Origin of the sequence: Nonomuraea monospora, from assembly GCF_039531895.1 — a bacterium.
GTDB classification, from domain to species: domain Bacteria; phylum Actinomycetota; class Actinomycetes; order Streptosporangiales; family Streptosporangiaceae; genus Nonomuraea; species Nonomuraea monospora.
The window spans coordinates 204,372-222,360 of record NZ_BAAAQX010000007.1; the positions used below are offsets into that span (position 1 = coordinate 204,372).

General features: G+C 73.3%; 19 protein-coding genes. 10 read left to right on the forward strand and 9 right to left on the reverse strand.

The window, feature by feature from the left end; genetic code table 11:
- Positions 1-275: 275 nt before the first annotated feature.
- Genes ABD331_RS16225 through ABD331_RS16235 form a run of 3 tightly spaced genes read right to left on the reverse strand, consistent with a single transcriptional unit; the run spans position 276 to position 2,071 of the window.
- On the reverse strand, positions 276-527 hold the full coding sequence (locus ABD331_RS16225; protein WP_344475357.1) for a WhiB family transcriptional regulator: 252 nt from the start codon (positions 525-527) through the stop codon (positions 276-278).
- 36 nt (positions 528-563) lie between these two features.
- A complete protein-coding gene (locus ABD331_RS16230; RefSeq protein WP_344475359.1) occupies positions 564-1,484 on the reverse strand; it encodes a glycosyltransferase in 921 nt (306 codons plus the stop codon).
- Positions 1,481-2,071: a D-glycero-alpha-D-manno-heptose-1,7-bisphosphate 7-phosphatase gene (locus ABD331_RS16235; RefSeq protein ID WP_344475361.1), complete on the reverse strand. Its 591-nt coding sequence runs from the start codon at positions 2,069-2,071 to the stop codon at positions 1,481-1,483. The genes ABD331_RS16230 and ABD331_RS16235 overlap by 4 nt, the downstream gene beginning before the upstream one ends.
- Before the next feature lie 172 nt (positions 2,072-2,243).
- On the opposite strand from ABD331_RS16235, the gene ABD331_RS16240 reads away from it, so the two are divergent.
- From ABD331_RS16240 to ABD331_RS16280, 9 genes are all read left to right on the forward strand, one after another.
- Positions 2,244-3,875, forward strand: a complete 1,632-nt coding sequence (locus ABD331_RS16240) for a carbamoyltransferase family protein (protein WP_344475363.1) — start codon at positions 2,244-2,246, stop codon at positions 3,873-3,875.
- Between the two features lie 200 nt (positions 3,876-4,075).
- Positions 4,076-5,155 (forward strand): glycosyltransferase family 2 protein, encoded by a 1,080-nt coding sequence (locus ABD331_RS16245; RefSeq protein ID WP_425566001.1) that lies wholly within the window; start codon positions 4,076-4,078, stop codon positions 5,153-5,155.
- Positions 5,152-6,231, forward strand: coding sequence for a glycosyltransferase family 9 protein (locus ABD331_RS16250; RefSeq protein ID WP_344475365.1), 1,080 nt, complete (start codon positions 5,152-5,154; stop codon positions 6,229-6,231). The genes ABD331_RS16245 and ABD331_RS16250 overlap by 4 nt, the downstream gene beginning before the upstream one ends.
- Complete coding sequence (locus tag ABD331_RS16255) at positions 6,228-7,421, forward strand: glycosyltransferase (protein ID WP_344475367.1); 1,194 nt, start codon at positions 6,228-6,230, stop codon at positions 7,419-7,421. The genes ABD331_RS16250 and ABD331_RS16255 overlap by 4 nt, the downstream gene beginning before the upstream one ends.
- 2 nt (positions 7,422-7,423) lie before the next feature.
- Positions 7,424-7,969, forward strand: a complete 546-nt coding sequence (locus tag ABD331_RS16260) for a D-sedoheptulose-7-phosphate isomerase (RefSeq protein WP_344475369.1) — start codon at positions 7,424-7,426, stop codon at positions 7,967-7,969.
- The gene (locus ABD331_RS16265; RefSeq protein ID WP_344475370.1) at positions 7,966-9,303 is read left to right on the forward strand and encodes a PfkB family carbohydrate kinase; all 1,338 of its coding nucleotides are present in this window, start codon (positions 7,966-7,968) and stop codon (positions 9,301-9,303) included. The genes ABD331_RS16260 and ABD331_RS16265 overlap by 4 nt, the downstream gene beginning before the upstream one ends.
- Positions 9,300-9,974: an SDR family oxidoreductase gene (locus tag ABD331_RS16270; RefSeq protein ID WP_344475372.1), complete on the forward strand. Its 675-nt coding sequence runs from the start codon at positions 9,300-9,302 to the stop codon at positions 9,972-9,974. Before ABD331_RS16265 ends, ABD331_RS16270 begins: the two co-directional genes overlap by 4 nt.
- Entirely contained in the window at positions 9,965-10,852 is an 888-nt protein-coding gene (locus ABD331_RS16275) for a glycosyltransferase family 9 protein (RefSeq protein WP_344475374.1), read from the forward strand. The genes ABD331_RS16270 and ABD331_RS16275 overlap by 10 nt, the downstream gene beginning before the upstream one ends.
- A complete protein-coding gene (locus tag ABD331_RS16280) occupies positions 10,849-11,811 on the forward strand; it encodes a UDP-glucuronic acid decarboxylase family protein (protein ID WP_344475376.1) in 963 nt (320 codons plus the stop codon). The genes ABD331_RS16275 and ABD331_RS16280 overlap by 4 nt, the downstream gene beginning before the upstream one ends.
- Positions 11,812-11,870: 59 nt before the next feature.
- Here the strand turns inward: ABD331_RS16280 and ABD331_RS16285 are convergent, their stop codons facing one another.
- The 6 genes from ABD331_RS16285 to ABD331_RS16310 all read right to left on the reverse strand — a co-directional run bounded on the left by ABD331_RS16285 (position 11,871) and on the right by ABD331_RS16310 (position 16,965).
- A complete protein-coding gene (locus ABD331_RS16285; protein ID WP_344475378.1) occupies positions 11,871-12,833 on the reverse strand; it encodes an NAD-dependent epimerase/dehydratase family protein in 963 nt (320 codons plus the stop codon).
- A 200-nt stretch (positions 12,834-13,033) separates the two neighbouring features.
- Entirely contained in the window at positions 13,034-14,260 is a 1,227-nt protein-coding gene (gene mshC / locus ABD331_RS16290) for a cysteine--1-D-myo-inosityl 2-amino-2-deoxy-alpha-D-glucopyranoside ligase (RefSeq protein ID WP_344475380.1), read from the reverse strand.
- Between the two features lie 10 nt (positions 14,261-14,270).
- Entirely contained in the window at positions 14,271-14,924 is a 654-nt protein-coding gene (locus tag ABD331_RS16295; protein ID WP_344475382.1) for an NRDE family protein, read from the reverse strand.
- 32 nt (positions 14,925-14,956) lie between these two features.
- Entirely contained in the window at positions 14,957-15,724 is a 768-nt protein-coding gene (locus ABD331_RS16300; RefSeq protein WP_148432857.1) for an SCO1664 family protein, read from the reverse strand.
- Positions 15,721-16,269 (reverse strand): DUF3090 domain-containing protein, encoded by a 549-nt coding sequence (locus tag ABD331_RS16305; protein WP_344475384.1) that lies wholly within the window; start codon positions 16,267-16,269, stop codon positions 15,721-15,723. The genes ABD331_RS16300 and ABD331_RS16305 overlap by 4 nt, the downstream gene beginning before the upstream one ends.
- Positions 16,270-16,278: 9 nt before the next feature.
- The gene (locus ABD331_RS16310; protein ID WP_344475386.1) at positions 16,279-16,965 is read right to left on the reverse strand and encodes an MSMEG_4193 family putative phosphomutase; all 687 of its coding nucleotides are present in this window, start codon (positions 16,963-16,965) and stop codon (positions 16,279-16,281) included.
- A 64-nt stretch (positions 16,966-17,029) separates the two neighbouring features.
- On the opposite strand from ABD331_RS16310, the gene ABD331_RS16315 reads away from it, so the two are divergent.
- Positions 17,030-17,977: an aldo/keto reductase gene (locus tag ABD331_RS16315; protein WP_344475388.1), complete on the forward strand. Its 948-nt coding sequence runs from the start codon at positions 17,030-17,032 to the stop codon at positions 17,975-17,977.
- Positions 17,978-17,989: the final 12 nt, after the last annotated feature.

The window sequence follows — 17,989 nt, forward strand, 5'->3', positions numbered from 1 at the left end:
AGACGGACGGCGCAGCGCAGACGGACGGCGCAGCGCAGACGGACGGCGCAGCGCAGACGGACGGCGCAGCGCAGACGGACGGCGCAGCGCAGACGGACGGCGCAGCGCAGACGGACGGCGCAGCGCAGACGGACGGCGCAGCGCAGGCGGACGAGCGGGCGGGCGGCGCAGGCTGGGGGCGGCGCAGGCGGGCGGGCAGCGCAGCGCAGCGCAGGCGGGCAGCGCAGGCGGGCAGCGCAAGCGTCAGTGCAGGCGGATGGGCGGGCAGGGCGGGGTCAGTGGCGGGTGGTGGCCTCGGTTCGCAGGCTCAGCTCGCGCCGCTGCTCAGGATCGGTGCCGCCCCAGACGCCGTACGCCTGCCGCGTGTCCAGCGCGTACGCCAGGCAGGTCTCCCGCACGGGACAGCCGCCGCACACGTGTTTGGCCCGCTCGACCTGAGACTGGCTCGGACCTTCCATGGAGATCGGGAAGAACAGTTCCGGGTCCAGGTCGAGGCAGGCGGCCCTGCGGGTCCAGTCGAGCATCATGTTCATGCTCTTCGCGCCTACCCATCGCCCCGGCCGTCATACCTCGCTGAGCAGGGCATCCCAGTCGTCGAGGAATCTGCGGAGCCCGTGACGCGACAGCGCGGCGGCCCTGGCGGCCTTGCCGGCCTGGGCGGCGCTCTCGGGGTCCTGGGCGAAGGCGTGCAGGGCGTCGGCCAGCACGTGCACCTTGGTGGACAGCACGCCCGCCTCCGGCGGCACCGCCTCGACGGCCTCGGTGGCGGCGAGCGCGACCACGGGCATGCCGAGCGTCATGGCCTCGATGAGGGCCAGGCCCAGCGAGGTCCACCGGTAGGGGTGCAGGTAGACGCGCCTGCGGGCCAGCTCGGCGTGCATGACGTGCTGGGGCAGGTCCTCGTACGTGCCGTACGGCAGCTCGGCGACCTTCATCCCGAACACGTCGAGCGGCACCCGTTCGGCGAAGCGGGGCAGGAGGTCGGTCCCGGCGACCCTGGTGCGGCGGACGGGTTCGTTGACGACGACGCCCGCCCGGGGCAGCTCGCCCGTGTAGAGGTGGCCGGGGTCGGGGATGCCGTGCTCGATGACGCGGGTGCGGGCGCGGCCGTTGTCCCAGAACAGCTCGTTGAAGTGGGTGACGTGCACGATCGTGACGTCGCTCTGGCCGGCGAGGGGGTGGCGGGTGCGCGGCACGTCTCCGGCGGGCGCGTTGTGCTCGACGTACACGCCGGGCACGGGGCGGCCGAGCCATTCGCGGGCCAGGTCGAGCTCGTGCGGGCGCTGGTAGACGACGACGTCCACGGGCTCGTCGCGCAGCCGGTCCCACGGCACCTCGCGGGCGCGGTCCGGCCAGTCGTAGGTGGCCGCCCGCCCCCGGCCATCGGGACCACGGCCGGGAACGAGCGGCAGCAGGTACTCGTGGGACCCCTGGATGAACGCGCTGGTCCACGAGCCGTGCACATGCCAGATGAGGATCCTCACCAGCGGCTCCAGCCCATGGCGCGGGCCCAGGGCGCCGCGGCGGCCGGCACGGGGCCCTCGGTGTCGCTCAGTACGCGGTCCACGACGTCGATCAGGTCGTCGGCGACCTCGGACGCCTGCCGGATCTCCTCCCGCAGCGTCTCCTGGGTCGGCACGAGGATGCCCCTGGCTCCGGCGGCCCTGGCGGCCTCCATGTCGCGGCCGATGTCCCCGACGACCACGCAGTCGCGGGGGCTGACGTCGAGCACGGCGGCGGCTCTGATGACGAGGCCGGGCGCGGGCTTGCGGCAGGTGCAGCCGTCGGCGTCGTCGTGCACGCAGATCGCCCACGCGTCGAACGGCCCGAGCAGCTCCTCCACCTTGGCGTTCACCTGGTCCATCTCGTCAGCGGAGAGCAGGCCCTTGGCGACGCCCGACTGGTTGGTGACCACGGCCACCGGGACGTCTGCGCGTCTGAGCCTGCCCAGCGCTTCGATCGCGCCCGGCATGGGCTCCACGCGGTCGGGATCGCCGTTGTACGGCACATCCCTGATCAAGGTCCCGTCCCGGTCGAAGAGCACGGCGCCGGGACGTCGCTTTTCGAACACCTTTCACCTCCGTCGCGTGCCGGGCAGCTACCCGGGGCCTGCTCCGGCAAACAACTACTTAAAGTGACCGAGGCCAGGAGGTTCCGCCTGTTTTCGCATCTCGCGGGAGGGCGGAATGTTTGGGAACCGCTTCTCTCGGTAGCGGTTGTCGACATCCTTAGGGGGAGGAAGCATGAAATTTCTCGGCATCAACGCGATCTTCCACGACCCCGCCGCCGCGCTGGTGGTCGACGGGAAGATCGTGGCAGCGGCGGAGGAAGAGCGCTTCAGCCGCCGCAAGCACGGCAAGAGGCCGCTGGCCTTCTCCGCGTGGGAGCTGCCCGAGCTGGCCGCCGCGTGGTGCCTGCGCGAGGCGGGGCTGTCCCCCGAGGACATCGACGCGGTGGCCTACTCCTACGACCCGTCGCTGGTCGTGCAGAAGCCGGAGGGCGACTGGGAGGACCTGCGCACCCGGTACGCGGTGCGCGCCCCGGCCTTCCTCGCCACCGCCCTGCCCGGCCTGGACCCCGGCCAGGTCAGCTACGTCCCGCACCACGTGGCGCACGCCGCCTCCGCCGGCCTGGCCGCGCCGTGGCGCGACTGCGCGGTGCTGGTCGCCGACGGCCGCGGCGAGAACGTCTCCCACCTGGCGGGCCGCTACCGGGGCGGCGAGCTGGAGATCCTGGCGACGCAGGAGCTGCCGCACTCGCTGGGCCTCATGTACGAGGACGTCACCGAGCACCTGGGCTTCCTGCGCTCCAGCGACGAGTACAAGGTGATGGCGATGGCCTCCTACGGCCGCCCCCGCCACCTGGAGGCGCTGCGCGAGGTGATCTACACGACGGCCGACGGCGGCTTCCGCGTCGAGCCGGTCGACTGGAACGGCTACGCCAAGGCGCTGAAGAAGGGCGCCCCGTGGACCTCCGACCACGCCGACCTGGCCGCCAGCGTCCAGGCGCGGCTGGAGGAGGTGCTGCTGGAGCTGGTGCGCTGGCTGCACGAGCGGACCGGCGAGCGGCGGCTGGCCCTGGCCGGCGGGGTCGCGCTGAACTGCGTGGCCAACACCAAGCTGCTGGACGAGGGGCCGTTCGAGGAGATCTGGATCCAGCCGGCGGCGGGCGACTCCGGCACCGCGCTCGGCGGGGCGCTGCACCTGGCGAACGCGTACGGCGAGCCGGCCGGGCCCATGCCGGACGCGGCGCTCGGGCGCGGCTTCACCGACGACGAGCTCGGCGCGTGGCTGGACGTGGCGCGCGTGCCGCACACCCGGCCCGCCGACCTGGCCGCCGCCGTGGCCGCCGAGCTGGCGGCCGACCGGATCGTCGCCTGGTTCCAGGGACGGGCCGAGTACGGGCCGCGCGCGCTGGGCCAGCGGTCGCTGCTGGCGCATCCCGGGCACGCCCGCAACACCGAGCGGCTCAACGACGTCAAGGGGCGCGAGCAGTTCCGGCCGATCGCGCCGATGGTGCTGGAGTCCAGGGCCCGCGAGATCTTCGGGCGGGGGCCGGTGCCGTCGCCGTACATGCTGTTCGTCCACGACGTGCACCCGGACTGGGCGGCGCGGATCCCCGCGGTCGTGCACGTGGACGGGACGGCCAGGATCCAGACGATCTCGCCGCGGGAGCAGCCGCTGATGGCGCGGGTGCTGAGCGAGTTCGAGGCGCGCACGGGGCTGCCGGTGGTGGTCAACACGAGCCTCAACACCGCCGGCCGGCCGATGGTGGACGATCCGCGCGACGCGCTGGAGTGCTTCGGGTCCTCGCCGGTGGACGTGCTGGTGCTGGGGCCGTACGTGGTGCGGCGGGGGGAGGTGTTCGCGTCGTGATCACCGTGGTGATCCCGACCATCGGACGGGCCACGCTGCGGGACGCCCTGGCGGCTGTGGGACCGGGAATTCCGGTGATCGTGGTGGACGACAGGTTTGAACCTGGTACGGTACGTAGCATATACCAGGGGGGCGGCACCCACACCAAGGAGCCGCCTGCCGTGAAATCGCCGCCCCCCATTTCCTCCCAACCGCCCGAATTGAGCGGATCCGAATCTTCCGAGCCGGGCCAGCCGTCCGCGCCGGCCGAGTCTTCCGAACCGACCGAACCGACCGAACCGACCGATCTGGCCGACCTGGCCGACCTGGCCGGTCTGGCCGATCTGGCCGATCTGCCGCCGCACGTACGCGTCGTCCGGTCGGGCGGTCGCGGGCCCGCGGCGGCGCGCAACGCCGGATGGCGGGCCGCCGACACGCCGTGGGTGGTCTTCCTCGACGACGACGTGATCCCCGCCCCTGGCTGGGCCGACGCCGTCTGGAAGGACCTGGTGGACCTGCCCCACGACGTCGGCGGCAGCCAGGGACGCATCGAGGTGCCGCTGCCGGCCGGCCGCCGCCCCACCGACGGCGAGCGGCACACGGCGGGCCTCACCGGCGCGCTGTGGGTGACGGCCGACATGGCCTACCGGCGCTCGGCGCTGGAGGCCGTGGGCGGCTTCGACGAACGTTTCCCCCGCGCCTACCGGGAGGACGCCGACCTGGCGCTGCGGATGACGCGGGCCGGGCACCGGCTCGTCAGGGGCGAGCGGGTGACGCGGCACCCGGTCAGGAACGACGGGTTCTGGGCGAGCGTGCGCTTCCAGCGGGGCAACGCGGACGACGCGCTCATGCGGCGGCTGCACGGCCCCGCCTGGCGTGCCGACATCGGCGGGGGGCGCGGGCGGCTGCGGCTGCACGCGCTGACCACCGCCGCCGGGCTGGGGGCGGCGCTCCTCGGCACGGCCGCCGCCATCGCGAGCCGCACCCGTCCCAGCACCCATCCCAGCGCCCGTCCCAGCGCCGGGACCAACGCCGGGACCAACGCCGGGACCAGCGCCGGGACCAGCGCCGGGACCAGCGCCAGGACCGGCGCCAGGACCGGCGCCAGGACCTTCACGTCCGTGGCGGCGTGGGCCGCCGGGGTGGCGTGGGCGGCGCTGACCGCCGACTTCGCCTGGCGGCGCATCGCGCCGGGCCCGCGCACCCCGCAGGAGGTCCTGCGGATGGCCGTCACCAGTGTGCTGATCCCGCCGGTCGCGTGCGCGCACCGGCTTCGGGGGGAATGGAGGGCGCGGCGATGAGCGGCACCTCACGGGAGCGTTCCAAGAAGGACCGGAACACCGGCGACACGGGGCGCGTGCTCGTGGCACGCCTCGACGACGCGGGAGACGTGCTGCTGGCGGGCCCGGCCGTGCGCGCGATCAGCGCGAAGGCCCGCGAGGTGGTCTTCCTGGCCGGCCCGAACGGCAGGGCGGCGGCCGAGCTGCTGCCCGGCGTAGACCGGGTGATCACCTGGCGGGCGCCGTGGATCGACCACACCCCGCCCCCCGTCACCGCGGACGGCGTGGCGGAGCTGGTCGAGCAGGCGGCCGACATCGACGAGGCGGTGCTGCTCACCTCCTTCCACCAGTCGGCCCTGCCGCTGGCGCTGCTGCTGAGGCTGGCGGGCGTCAGGCGCATCACCGCGATCAGCAACGACTACCCGGGCTCCCTGCTCGACGTCCGCCACCGGGTGGACGAGAGCGTCGACGTCCCCGAGGCGGAGCGGATGCTGGCCGTCGCGGAGGCGGCCGGATTCACGCTCCCGGAGGGCGATGACGGGAAACTCGCTGTTCAGCACCCGTTGCCGGATATAGGGAAATTTACGGGGCACTGTGTAGGCGTCGGCGGCGTTGCCGACAAAGGCGCGTATGTCGTGGTGCACCCAGGGACATCGGCCCCCGCCCGGACGTGGCCTGCCGACAGGCACCGGCAGACAGTGCGGGAGCTGGCCGACGACGGGCACCAGGTCGTCGTGACCGGCACAGAACGTGACCTCACCGCCTATGTGGCCAGCGACGTCGCGCTCGACCTCGGCGGCGTGACCACATTCGCGGAACTGGCGGCCGTGATCGAGCGTGCCGGCGTGCTCGTGGCGGGCAACACAGGCCCCGCGCACCTGGCAGCGGCTGTCGGAACGCCGGTCGTGAGCCTGTTCGCCCCTGTTGTCCCGGCGGTGCGGTGGGCCCCGTACGGCGTGCCCGCGGTGCTTCTGGGCGACCAGGAAGCGCCCTGCCGTGACAGCAGGGCGCGCGTCTGCCCGGTACCGGGGCACCCGTGCCTGTCCCAGGTGACTAGTGAGCAGGTGGTCAAGGCAGTGAGGGAGCTGACGCAGTGAAGGTCGATCTCATCTCGGAGCACGCGGACCCGCTGGCGGCGGTCGGCAGCGTCGACTCCGGCGGCCAGAACGTCCATGTCGCCGCGCTGGCCATGGCCCTGGCCGAGCGGGGGCACTCAGTCGTCGTCCACACCCGTCGTTCCCGCGAGTCGCAACCGGACTCGGTGCGCCTGGCGCCCGGCGTCACGGTCGAGTACGTGACGGCCGGTCCCGCGGCCCCCGTGCCGAAGGACGAGCTGCCGCCGTTCATGCCGGAGTTCACCGAGCGGCTGGCCGCGCGGTGGGCCGCGAGCCCGCCGGACGTGGCGCACGCGCACTTCTGGATGAGCGGCCAGGCGGCGCTGCGCGCCGCGGCCTCCGTGGGAGTGCCGGTGGTGCACACCTACCACGCGCTCGGCACGGTCAAGCGGCGCTGGCAGGGCGCGGCCGACACCAGCCCCGAGCACCGCGTCGAGACCGAGCGGGAGATCGGCCTGCGCGCCGACATGGTGCTGGCCACGTGCAGCGACGAGGTGAACGAGCTGTGCGCGATGGGGATCCCCGAGCACCGCGTGACGGTGGTGCCGTGCGGGGTGGACCTGTCGGCGTTCTGCCCGGACGGGCCGGTGGCGCCGCGCCCGGCCGGCCCGGTCGTGCTGAGCATCGGCCGGATGGTGCCGCGCAAGGGCGTGGACACCGTGATCGCGGCGCTGCGCCAGCTCCCGGACGCCAATCTGGTGATCGCCGGCGGCAGCGAGGACGACGAGGAGGCGCTCAGGCTGCGTGAGCTGGCCGAGGGGTACGCGCTCGGCGACCGCGTGCACGTCATCGGCTCCGTGCCGCGGCGGCACGTGCCCGCGCTGATGCGCTCGGCCGACGTCGTGGTGACGGTGCCCTGGTACGAGCCGTTCGGCATGGTGCCCGTGGAGGCCATGGCGTGCGGCGTGCCGGTCGTCGCCTCGGCGGTCGGCGGCCACCTCGACTCGGTGGCCGGCTGCGGCGTGCTCGTGCCGCCGCGCCGCCCGCGCGCCCTGGCCAGAGCGCTCAAGGACGTCCTGGAGGATCCGCGGCGGCGGGCCTCGCTGGGCGCGGCCGGCGCCCGCCGGGCCAGGGAGCGGTACGGCTGGCCGCGCGTGGCGGAGCTGACCGAGGCCGTGTACACGCAGGTCATCGACGGAAAGGTCTGCCGGCTGGCGGCCCTGGGGGGTTGATCATGGATGCTCATCTGGAGAAGCTCTGGAACACCCTGGAGAAGGTCGATGACCACGCGGTCACCGTCCGGGCCTGGGGCGGGAAGCTGGCCGGGGTGCTGGCCGCCGGGGGCAGGCTGCTGGCCTGCGGCAACGGCGGGTCGGCGGCCGAGGCCCAGCATCTGACGGCCGAGCTGGTCGGCCGGTTCAGGGACGACAGGCAGCCGTACGCGGCGATCCCGCTGCACGCGGACGGCTCGTCGCTGACGGCGATCGCCAACGACTTCGGGCCCGACGAGATCTACGCCCGCCAGGTGCGCGCGCACGGCCGTACGGGGGACGTGCTGCTGTGCCTGTCCACCAGCGGCGGCAGCGCGAACGTGCTGGCGGCGGCCAGGGCGGCGCAGGACGCCGGGCTCACGGCCTGGGCCATGACGGGCCCCGCGCCGAACCCGCTGGCGGGCCTGTGCGACGAGGCCGTGACCATCCCGGGTGAGACGGCGACGGTGCAAGAGGTGCACCTGGCGCTGATCCACCTGCTGTGCGACGCCGTAGAGGAGGCGCTGTGACGGACAGGCCGCTGGTCGTCCTCGGGGACACCCTGCTCGACGTGGACGTCGAGGGCGAGGCGGACCGGCTCTGCCCGGACGCGCCCGTGCCGGTGGTGGACGTCGCCACCGAGCGGGCCCGTCCGGGCGGGGCGGGCCTGGCGGCGCTGCTGGCCGCCCGCGACGGCGCGGGCGTCGTGCTGATCACGGCGGTCGGCGACGACCCCGACGGCCACCGCCTGTGCGGGCTGCTGTCGGAGGAGCTCGACCTGGTACGGCTTCCGCTGCGCGGCGGCACCGTGCGCAAGACCAGGATCAGGGCGCGCGGCCAGACGCTGGTCCGGCTGGACACCGGCGACGGAACGGCCAGGTACTCCCCCACCGCGGAGGCGCTGGAGGCGGTCCGGAGGGCCGGCGCGGTGCTGGTCTCCGACTACGGCAGGGGCGTGGCCAGGATGGCGCGCGAGCTGCTGCACGGCCTCGACGTGCCGGTGGTGTGGGATCCGCATCCCCGTGGCGAGCAGCCGATGCCCGGCTGCGCGCTGCTGACGCCCAGCGAGGCGGAGGCGAGGATGCTCTGCACGTCCGGCTACCACGGCCCCGACGAGGCGGCCCGCCGGCTGGTGCGGTCGCTGCGGGCCAAGGCGGTGGCCGTCACGACGGGTGAGCGCGGGGCCGTGCTCGCCGTCGCGGGCGGCCCGCCGACCACGGTGCCTCCGCCCGTGCACGCCGGCGGGCAGGACGCGTGCGGCGCGGGCGACAGGCTCGCCGGCGCCGCTGCGCTGGCGCTGCGCGACGGCGCGGGCGCCGAGGAGGCGGTCACGATCGGCGTGGGCGAGGCGTCCCGCTTCGTCGAGCGCGGCGGGGCCGCCGGTGTGAAGGTCCAGGAGCAGCGGCTCGGCGACCGCCCGCGCACGGCGCTGGAGGTCGCCAGGCTCACCCGGGCGTACGGCGGCCGGCTGATCGCCACGGGCGGCTGCTTCGACCTGCTGCACGCGGGCCACGTGAGCCTGCTGCGGCGGGCCAGGGCGCTGGGCGACGCGCTGGTCGTCTGCGTCAACTCCGACGACTCGGTGCGCCGGCTGAAGGGCCGGTCCAGGCCCATCGTGGACGTGCGCGACCGGGTCGAGGTGCTGCGGGCGCTGGGCTGCGTGGACGCGGTGCTGGTGTTCGACGAGGACACCCCCGCCGCGGCCATCGAGCAGCTCCGCCCGGACGTGTGGGTGAAGGGCGGCGACTACGAGGGGGAAGTGCTGCCCGAGTCCGAGGTCCTCGGCAGGTTCGGCGCGGAGATCGTCGTGCTGAGCACCCTGCCGGGGCGTTCGACAACCAATCTGATCAGGGAGATCCAATGAACGTATTGATCACCGGGGGCGCGTCCGGGCTCGGCCTGGCCACCGCCGAGGCCGTGGAGAAGGAGGGCTGGAAGGCGCTCGTCGTCGACGTGCGCGAGCCCGACCAGCGCTTCGAGCACGTGACGGCCGACCTGGCCGACCGGGCGGAGTCCGAGCGCGCGGTGCGCGAGCTGGCCGAGCGGGCGGGCGGCCTGGACGCCGTCGTGACCGCCGCCGGCATCGACGCGTGCGGGCGGCTGGAGGACGTGCCCGCCGACGACTGGGAGCGGGTCATCAAGGTGAACCTGCTGGGCACGGCCTCGATCGTGCGGGCGGCGCTGCCGTACCTGAAGCACACCCGCGGCAAGGTCGTCACCTGCGCCTCGACGCTGGGGCTGCGGCCGCTCAGCGACGCGTCGGCGTACTCGGCGTCGAAGTTCGGCGTCGTCGGCTTCACCAGGGGGCTGGCGATCGAGACGCGCGGGGAGATCGGCGTGACGCTGCTGATCCCCGGCGGCATGCGGACGAGCTTCTTCGACGGCCGACCCGAACAGTACAAACCGGGACCCGAGGCCGGGTTGAACGACCCGGCCGACGTGGCTCAGGCCGTGGTCTTCGCGCTGCGGCAGCCGGCCGGATGCGAGGTGAGAGAGCTCGTCGTCTGCCCGTCCACGGAGACGTCATGGCCCTAGAACTCCTCGCGCTGCGCGGGCTCGGCCTGGGCGACCTGCTCACGTCCGTGCCCGCCCTGCGCTCGCTGCGCCAGGCCTTTCCCGCCCACCGGATCACGCTGGCCGCGCCGCGCTACCTGGAGGCCCTGATGCCGCTGATCGGCGCGGTGGACGGCCAGGTGCACGTGGCGGGGCCGGGGCCCGTCCCGATGGACGAGGTGCCCTTCGAGCGGCCGGACGTGGCGGTCAACCTGCACGGGCGGGGGCCGCAGAGCATCGACGCGCTGCGCCGCACCGAGCCGGGGCGGCTGATCAGCTTCGGCACCGGCCCGGCGTGGGACGAGCGCGTGCACGAGGTACGGCGCTGGTGCGACCTGCTGGAGTGGCACGGCATCCCCGCCGATCCCGGCGATCTGACGCTCGGCATCTCCGACCGTACGGGGCCGGCGATCGTGCATCCGGGGGCCGCCTATCCGGCGCGGCGCTGGCCGCCCGAGCGGTTCGCGGAGGTGGCGGCGGCGCTGGACGACGTGATCGTCACGGGTAACGCCGAGGAGGTGCCGATCGCCGGCCGGGTCGCCGAGCTGGCGGGGCTGCCTCCTGAGCGGATGCTGGCCGGGCGCACCTGCCTGGCCGACCTGATCGATCTGGTCAGCAGGGCGAAGCTGGTGGTCTGCGGCGACACCGGTGTGGCTCATCTGGCGACGGCGTTCTGCGTGCCGTCGGTGGTGCTGTTCGGGCCGGTCTCGCCCCAGTTGTGGGGCCCGCCGCCCGGCTGGCGCCACGTGGCGCTGTGGGCCGGGCAGAACGGCGACCCGCACGGCGAGCGGCCCGATCCCGGGCTGCTGAAGATCGAGGTTTCCGAAGTCGTCGACGCCGCCATGGAGGTCATCTCATGAGGGCTCTGGTCACCGGAGGCGCCGGGTTCCTCGGCTCCTACCTCTGCGAGAGACTGCTGGACGAGGGTGCCGAGGTCGTCTGCATGGACAGCTTCCTCACCGGCGGGCCGCGCAACGTGGAGCACCTGCTGGAACGGCCCGAGTTCCGGCTCATCGAATGCGATCTGACCGGCTACATCCACGTGCCCGACCGGCTGGATCTCGTGCTGCACTTCGCCTCGGCCGCCTCTCCGGCCGACTACCTGCGCTACCCGATCGAGACGCTGCGGGTGGGCAGCGTCGGCACGCTGCACGCGCTGGGGCTGGCCAGGGAGAAGGGGGCCAGGTTCGTGCTGGCCTCCACCAGCGAGGTGTACGGGGATCCGCTGGAGCACCCGCAGAAGGAGACCTACTGGGGCAACGTCAACCCGGTCGGGCCGCGCAGCGTCTACGACGAGGCCAAGCGTTTCGCCGAGTCGCTGACCACCGCCTACCGGCACTCGCGCGCCACCGACACCGGGATCGTGCGGATCTTCAACACCTACGGCCCCCGGATGCGGCCGTTCGACGGCCGGGCGATCCCGACGTTCATCCGCCAGGCGCTGACCGGGGAGCCGATCACGATCACCGGTGACGGCTCGCAGACGCGGTCCATCTGCTACGTGGAGGACACCGTGTCGGGCATCCTGGCCATGGCCCGCAGCGACTTCGCCGGGCCCGTGAACATCGGCAACCCCGACGAGCTGACCATGCTGGAGCTGGCCACGCTCATCAAGGAACTGACCGGGACGTCGTCGGAGATCCGGTTCATCGACCGCCCGGCCGACGACCCGAAGGTCCGGCGGCCCGACACCACGCTGGCCGCCGAACGACTGGGCTGGCGGGCGCAGGTGCCCGCCGCCGAGGGGCTGCGCCGCACCATCGAGTGGTTCTCGCTGGAGCTGGCCGCGATCGAGCAGCTCGAAGGACTGCAGGTCTGACAGCCCCTGGAGCCCCCGCCGGGCGCGTCCGGCGGGGGCTCCGCACGTCTAGCGCTCGTCTAGCGCTCGTGGCCCGCGCGCAGCCAGTCCACGTACTCGGCGACCGCCCGCCGGGTGTCGTAGGCGGGCTCGAACCCGGTGTCCTCGCGCAGCCGCGTGATGTCGAGGGGGTTGTCCACCGCGCCGGGGGTGCGGCCCTCCGGCAGGTCCACACGGGCGTCCGGCACGTGCTCCCTGATCGCCGCGGCCAGCTCGCCGTTGGTGGTGATCCGCCCCGAGGCCACGTTGTACGTGCGGTGCCGCAGCCGCCCGGCCGTCTGCAGCAGCGCCAGCGCCCGCCCGCAGTCCTTGACGTAGCAGACGTCGATGCCGTTGCCCGCGCGCACCTCGCCCACCAGCGCGGACAGGTCGGGCTCGGTGCCGCGGGCGGCGGCGTGCACGAGCTGCGGGGCGGGGAAGAACGGGTCGGGGTTGTGGCCGAGCGGCCCCCAGATGCCGCCGATGCGGTAGTTGACCGCCTCGACGCCGGCGACCTCCTCCAGGTGGCCGGCCAGCAGCTCGCCGATCTTCTTGAAGCGGGGGATCACGTGCGGGGCGCTCATCGTCAGCGGCAGGTCCTCCCCGAGTGGGCCGTCGGCGGTGATCCCGGCGTACACGCCGATGGTGCTGGCCAGGCCGAGCCGGCGCACCTGCCAGTCGCGGGCGGCGCGGAACAGGTTGAGCAGGCTGCGCAGCGCCAGCTCGGTGTGCTCGATGGGCTCGTGCGCGCCGGGCGGCCAGGGCATGGAGCCGGCCAGGTGCATGATGCCGGTGATCTTGTGGCGGTCGCCGATCTCCAGCAGGGCGCGCTCGTCCGAGACGTCGGCCCGCTCGACGAAGAGCCGCTCGCCCGCTTCGGCCGCGAAGGTCTCCGGGACCTCGGCGGGGCGGCGCTGGACGAGCACGCAGGACTCTCCGAGGTCCAGCAGGGCGCGGGTGGTGTGCGTGCCGATGAAGCCCAGGCCGCCGGTGATCAGAATCATGTGGGTGCTCCCTGATAATCAGCTCTACTGATTATCAGTGTAACCCCTTCCGTTGTGGAGGCAAACGAAAAGCGGCCGCCCGGATCAGGCGGCCGCTGGGGTGGCGGGGTGAAGACCGTGGTCGAGCTGCGGATAGGCCGGGGCAGGCGCGGGGCTCCGGCGCCGGGTCGGCGCAGGGCGACCCGGAGGAGGACGCCGGGTCAGCGCAGGGCGACCCCGAGGAGGGCGTCGGCGAGGTCGCGGACGAGGCCGGGGGCCGACTCGTCGCGGCCGCCGCCCGCGAGGGCCTGCTCGGCCCAGGCGTCCACGGCGGCCAGCGCGCCGGGCGAGTCGAGGTCGTCGGCCAGCCGCGCGCGCACCTCGGCCAGCACCTCGCCCGCCGGCGGCCCGGCGGCCAGCCCGACCGCGGAGCGCCAGCACGCCAGCCGCTGCTCGGCCCGCTCCATCAGCTCGGGCACGTACTCCCAGTCGGCCCGGTAGTGGTGGGCCAGCAGCACGAGCCTGATCGCCATCGGGTCGTGCTCGCGGCGCAGCCTGGAGACGAAGACCAGGTTGCCCTTGGACTTCGACATCTTCTCGCCGTCGAGCGCCACCATGCCGGCGTGCGTGTAGAACTTGGCGAACGGCCACTCGCCGGTCGCCGCGTGCCCCTCGGAGGCGCCGCACTCGTGGTGCGGGAAGATCAGGTCGGAGCCGCCGCCGGCCACGTCGTAGCCCGCGCCCAGGTTGTCCAGGGCGATCGCGGTGCACTCGATGTGCCAGCCGGGACGGCCGCGGCCCAGCGGCGAGTCCCAGGCGGGCTCGCCGGGCCGCTCGGCCCGCCACAGCAGCCAGTCGAGCGGGTGCCGCTTGCCCGGCCGCTCGGGGTCGCCGCCGCGCTCGGCGAACAGGGCCAGCATCTCCTGCTCGCCGTAGCCGGACACCTGGCCGAACTTGGGGGCGTCGGCCACGCTGAAGTAGACGTCGCCGTCGAGGTCGTAGGTGACGCCCTTGGCGGCCAGCCTGGCGATCAGGTCGGCGACCCGGCCGACGACCTCGGTGACGCCCACGTACTCGCGGGGCGGCATGATCCGCAGCGCCTCCATGTCGCCGCGGAACAGCTCGATCTCCCGCTCGGCCAGGTCCTGCCAGTCGATGCCGGTCTGCTCGGCCCGCTCCAGCAGCGGGTCGTCCACGTCGGTGGCGTTCTGCGTGTAGTGCACCTCGTGGCCCGCGTCGCGCCACAGCCGGCCGACGAGGTCGAAGGCGTGGTAGGTGTTGGCGTGGCCGAGGTGGGTGGCGTCGTAGGGGGTGATGCCGCAGACGTACATCCTGGCGGTGGGACCGGGGTCGGTCTGCCGCACCTGCTTGGCCGAGGTGTCGTAGAGACTGAGCGGAATGCTCTCACCTGGGAGTCTGGGAACGTTCTGGGCAGACCACGATCTCATGTCTTTGAGCCTATCCGTCCCGATCAGCGGTCAGGTCGGTGAAGTCGTAGGTCACGCCCTCCCGCGCGATCGCGACCTCCATCACCGACAGGGAGGCGAAGATCCGGCCGTCGGGCAGCTCGTGCCTGACGATGAGCGCCCCAGGGTCGGCGGACGGCTCTGCCTTGATCAGCTCGCCCCACCGTTCGGAGTCCCTGAAGCGCGGCAGGTACGCGACGACCCGCTCGCTGTCGGGGTCCAAGCCGGTGTTGACGACCATGCTGGTGCCCTGGGGCAGCTCGGAGACGGCCGCGCGCTCGCCGTCCCAGCTCAGCAGCCGCACCCGCGTCAGGTCGGCCAGCACGAGGTGGAAGGGGTCGTAGTCACGCAGATCGCCGCCGTCGGGCAGCTCCCCCGTGTACGCGGCCCGCAGCGCCAGGTCGCCCCGCGAGACCTTGGTGCGCTCGTCGGCGGCCTTGCCGCGGCCGTTGAGCAGCGCCGCGGCCCGGCGGCCCGCCGCGTTGACCGCCAGCCAGGTGCCGCCGGCCTTGAGGTCGCGTCCTCCGATCACGCCCGGGTACTCCGGCCAGTGCTCTCCCGGCCCTTCCCAGGGCCGGTCGGCGAGCTCGTCCCTGACGCCCATGAGGCTCAGCCGCCGCCCGGTTCTCACGATCAGCGTGCACATGGGCAAAGGGTATTAAACGGGCGCCAGGTCTTTCATATGGGGGGCCAGGGTATGGCCGGCCAGCCCTCTGACGGGTACGGATGCACGCCGGTGTCGAGCAGCCGCCTGACCCGCTGCCAGGTGGCCTCCACCTCCGCCAGGGTGAGCAGCTCGCGCAGCCTGCGCCCGAGCGAGCCCGACTCGATGTCGCGCTCCAGCTTGGCCAGCACCGCGACCGCCTCGCGGGCCAGCGGCTTGCCGCGCCACTGCCACAGGACCGTGCGGAGTTTGTCCTCCACGGAGAAGCAGACGCCGTGGTCGACGCCGTACACGTGGCCGGTGGGCAGCGGCAGCAGGTGGCCGCCCTTGCGGTCGGCGTTGTTGACCACCGCGTCGAACACCGCCATCCGCCGCACGACCGGGTTGCGGCTCTTGACCAGCCGCATGAGGTCGATCTCGCGCTCGGTGTCGATCCAGAGCTGGCACATGCCGGGGCCGAAGGGGCCCTCGCGGTAGACGGTGGGCGGGACGATGCGCCAGCCGGTGGCCTGCGAGACCTCGAAGGCGGCCACCTCGCGGGCCGCGAGGGTGCCGTCGGGGAAGTCCCACAGGGGGCGCTCGCCGCGTACGGGCTTGTAGACGCAGGCGGCCGACCGCTCGCCCAGCTTGACCGAGCAGTAGAGCGTCATGTTGGTCGCCTCGACGAGGCGGCCCGCTACCTCGAGCGTGCCGTCGCGCAGCAGCGCGAGCGCCTCCTCGTCATGCAGGGACGGCGGTGGGGAGGGTGGCTTGATGGCCGGTTCGCTCTCGGGAGCGGTCATGAAGCCGCCTCACCCCCGCGGTAGCCGTTGAGACGAACGCAGACGTGACCGGCGGCGTCGAGAGGCTGCCCGCACAGGGGGCACGGCGGTCTGCCCGCCGCGACGATCTGCAGGGCCCGGTGGGTGAAGGCACGTGCGGCGCCCGCGCTGATGCGCACGCGCAGCACCGCGGGATCGGGGATCTCCAGGTCGTCCTCCTCGACGACCTCCTGCGCCTCTATCACCACCTGAGCTTTCTCGGCGTCCCAGGTCAGCGCCATGGTGCCGACGCGGAAGTCCTCCGCGACCGGCGTGTCGAGAGGAGCGTCGTCGGTCAGGTCGGCCGGGGCCAGTGCGGGCACCTGGGCGGTGCCCCCGCTGAGCCGCAGCACCTCGTCGAGCAGCTCGTCGAGCCTGCCCGCGAGTGCGGCGACCTGCAACTTCTCCAGCGCCACCGTGGTCAGTCTGCCCTCGGCCCTGGCCTGCAGAAAAAAGACCCGTGCGCCCGGCTGCCCCAACGCACCGGCGACGAACCTCTCTGGTGGGTCGTAGTCGAAGACCGGCATAGCCTGACCTTACGTGGTTCCGGGTCCGCCGCCGACGGCGGCATCGCTCCCGGTGATGTTTTCTCCCCCGTCTTTCTCCTCCGAATCCTCGGCAAGCCGCAATTCCCCCATATCGTTGACCCTGAGAACAAAGGGGCGCAAGGGGGCATAGCGAATGACGGTGAGGGCCGCCGGATCGGCTGTAATCCGCTGAAAGTGATCGAGGTGGAGGCCCAGGGCGTCCGCGACGATCGCCTTGATCACGTCGCCGTGGCTGCAAACCAGGTAGACAGCCTTACTCCCCAGGATGCGATTCCACTCCCGGACCGCCGAAACGGCCCTATGTTGCATCTCGGCCACCGACTCACCTTCCGGGAAAGTCGCCGCGCTCGGATGCGCCTGCACGACCTGCCACAACGGCTCCTTGGCGAGCTCGGCCAGCGGCCGGCCCGTCCACTCGCCGTAGCCGCACTCGATGAACCGGTCGTCGATCCGGACGTCCAGCCCGCGCCCTTCCGAGACCGCTTGCGCCGTTTCCCGGCAGCGCTCCAGCGGGCTGGAGACAATGGCGTCGAGCCTGACGCCAGCGACGCGCCCGGCGAGCGCGGCGGCCTGCGCCCTGCCCGCCTCGCTCAGATGCACTCCCGGGGTGCGGCCGGCCAGCACCGGCCCGGTGAGGTCCGTCAGCCCGTGCCGGGCCAGAAGCAGCGTGGTCATCCAGCAAGTGTCGCAGGCGTCGATTCCCACGTTTCATCGGCCTGGACGGTAACCTGGCGGGATCATGGAGCAGCGCTATGTCGGCCACAGCGGCCTGTCGGTGTCCCGTTTGGGGCTCGGCACGATGACCTGGGGTCGTGACACCGACGCGGACGAGGCCGCCGCCCAGCTCCGCACGTTCATGGACGCGGGCGGCACCCTGGTCGACACGGCCGACGTCTACACGGGCGGCGACGCCGAGCGGCTGCTGGGGCGGATGCTGCGCGACTCGGTGCCGCGCGCGGAGCTGGTGATCTCCACCAAGGCCGTCGTGACGCCTGCGGGCCGCCGCCCGCGCGACGCCTCCAGGCGCCACCTGATCGCCGCCGTCGACGACTCGCTCAACCGGCTCGGGCTCGACTACGTCGACCTGTGGCAGCTGCACACCTACGACGCCGAGGTGCCCCTGGAGGAGACCCTGGCCGCGCTCGACGCCATCGTCTCCTCGGGGCGCGCCGTCTACGCGGGCGTCTGCGACTACACCGGCTGGCAGCTCGCCACCGCCGCCGTCACCCAGCGGATGATCCCGGGCCGCATCCCGATCACCTCCGCCCAGGCCGAGTACTCCCTGCTGGCCCGCGAGCCGGAGCGCGAGCTGCTGCCCGCCGCCGCGCACCTGGGGGTGGGCGTGCTGGCCTGGTCGCCGCTCGGGCGCGGGGTGCTGACCGGCAAGTACCGCACCGGCATCCCCGGCGACTCGCGCGCCGCCACCCCGCACTTCGCCGACTTCGTCCGGCCCTACCTGGACGAGCGCAGCCGGCGGGTCGTGGAGTCCGTCATGACCGCCGCCGACGGCCTCGGCGTCTCACCCCTGGCCGTGGCGCTGTCGTGGGTGCGCGACCAGCCCTGCGTGGCCTCGGCCATCGTCGGGGCGCGTACGCACGCGCAGTTGAAGGGTGTTCTCCCCGCCGAGGACGTCGTGCTGCCGATAGAGATCCGCGAGGCCCTCGATGACGTGTCGTCCCTCGACTGACCCGCCGCGCGG

Coding starts and splice junctions, on each gene's coding strand:
- ABD331_RS16225 (WP_344475357.1), bottom strand. CDS start 527: ATGATGCTCGACTGGACCCGCAGGGCCGCCTGCCTCGACCTGGACCCG.
- ABD331_RS16240 (WP_344475363.1), top strand. CDS start 2,244: ATGAAATTTCTCGGCATCAACGCGATCTTCCACGACCCCGCCGCCGCG.
- ABD331_RS16250 (WP_344475365.1), top strand. CDS start 5,152: ATGAGCGGCACCTCACGGGAGCGTTCCAAGAAGGACCGGAACACCGGC.
- ABD331_RS16260 (WP_344475369.1), top strand. CDS start 7,424: ATGGATGCTCATCTGGAGAAGCTCTGGAACACCCTGGAGAAGGTCGAT.
- ABD331_RS16270 (WP_344475372.1), top strand. CDS start 9,300: ATGAACGTATTGATCACCGGGGGCGCGTCCGGGCTCGGCCTGGCCACC.
- ABD331_RS16275 (WP_344475374.1), top strand. CDS start 9,965: ATGGCCCTAGAACTCCTCGCGCTGCGCGGGCTCGGCCTGGGCGACCTG.
- ABD331_RS16280 (WP_344475376.1), top strand. CDS start 10,849: ATGAGGGCTCTGGTCACCGGAGGCGCCGGGTTCCTCGGCTCCTACCTC.
- ABD331_RS16285 (WP_344475378.1), bottom strand. CDS start 12,833: ATGATTCTGATCACCGGCGGCCTGGGCTTCATCGGCACGCACACCACC.
- mshC (WP_344475380.1), bottom strand. CDS start 14,260: ATGAGATCGTGGTCTGCCCAGAACGTTCCCAGACTCCCAGGTGAGAGC.
- ABD331_RS16295 (WP_344475382.1), bottom strand. CDS start 14,924: ATGTGCACGCTGATCGTGAGAACCGGGCGGCGGCTGAGCCTCATGGGC.
- ABD331_RS16300 (WP_148432857.1), bottom strand. CDS start 15,724: ATGACCGCTCCCGAGAGCGAACCGGCCATCAAGCCACCCTCCCCACCG.
- ABD331_RS16305 (WP_344475384.1), bottom strand. CDS start 16,269: ATGCCGGTCTTCGACTACGACCCACCAGAGAGGTTCGTCGCCGGTGCG.
- ABD331_RS16310 (WP_344475386.1), bottom strand. CDS start 16,965: ATGACCACGCTGCTTCTGGCCCGGCACGGGCTGACGGACCTCACCGGG.
- ABD331_RS16315 (WP_344475388.1), top strand. CDS start 17,030: ATGGAGCAGCGCTATGTCGGCCACAGCGGCCTGTCGGTGTCCCGTTTG.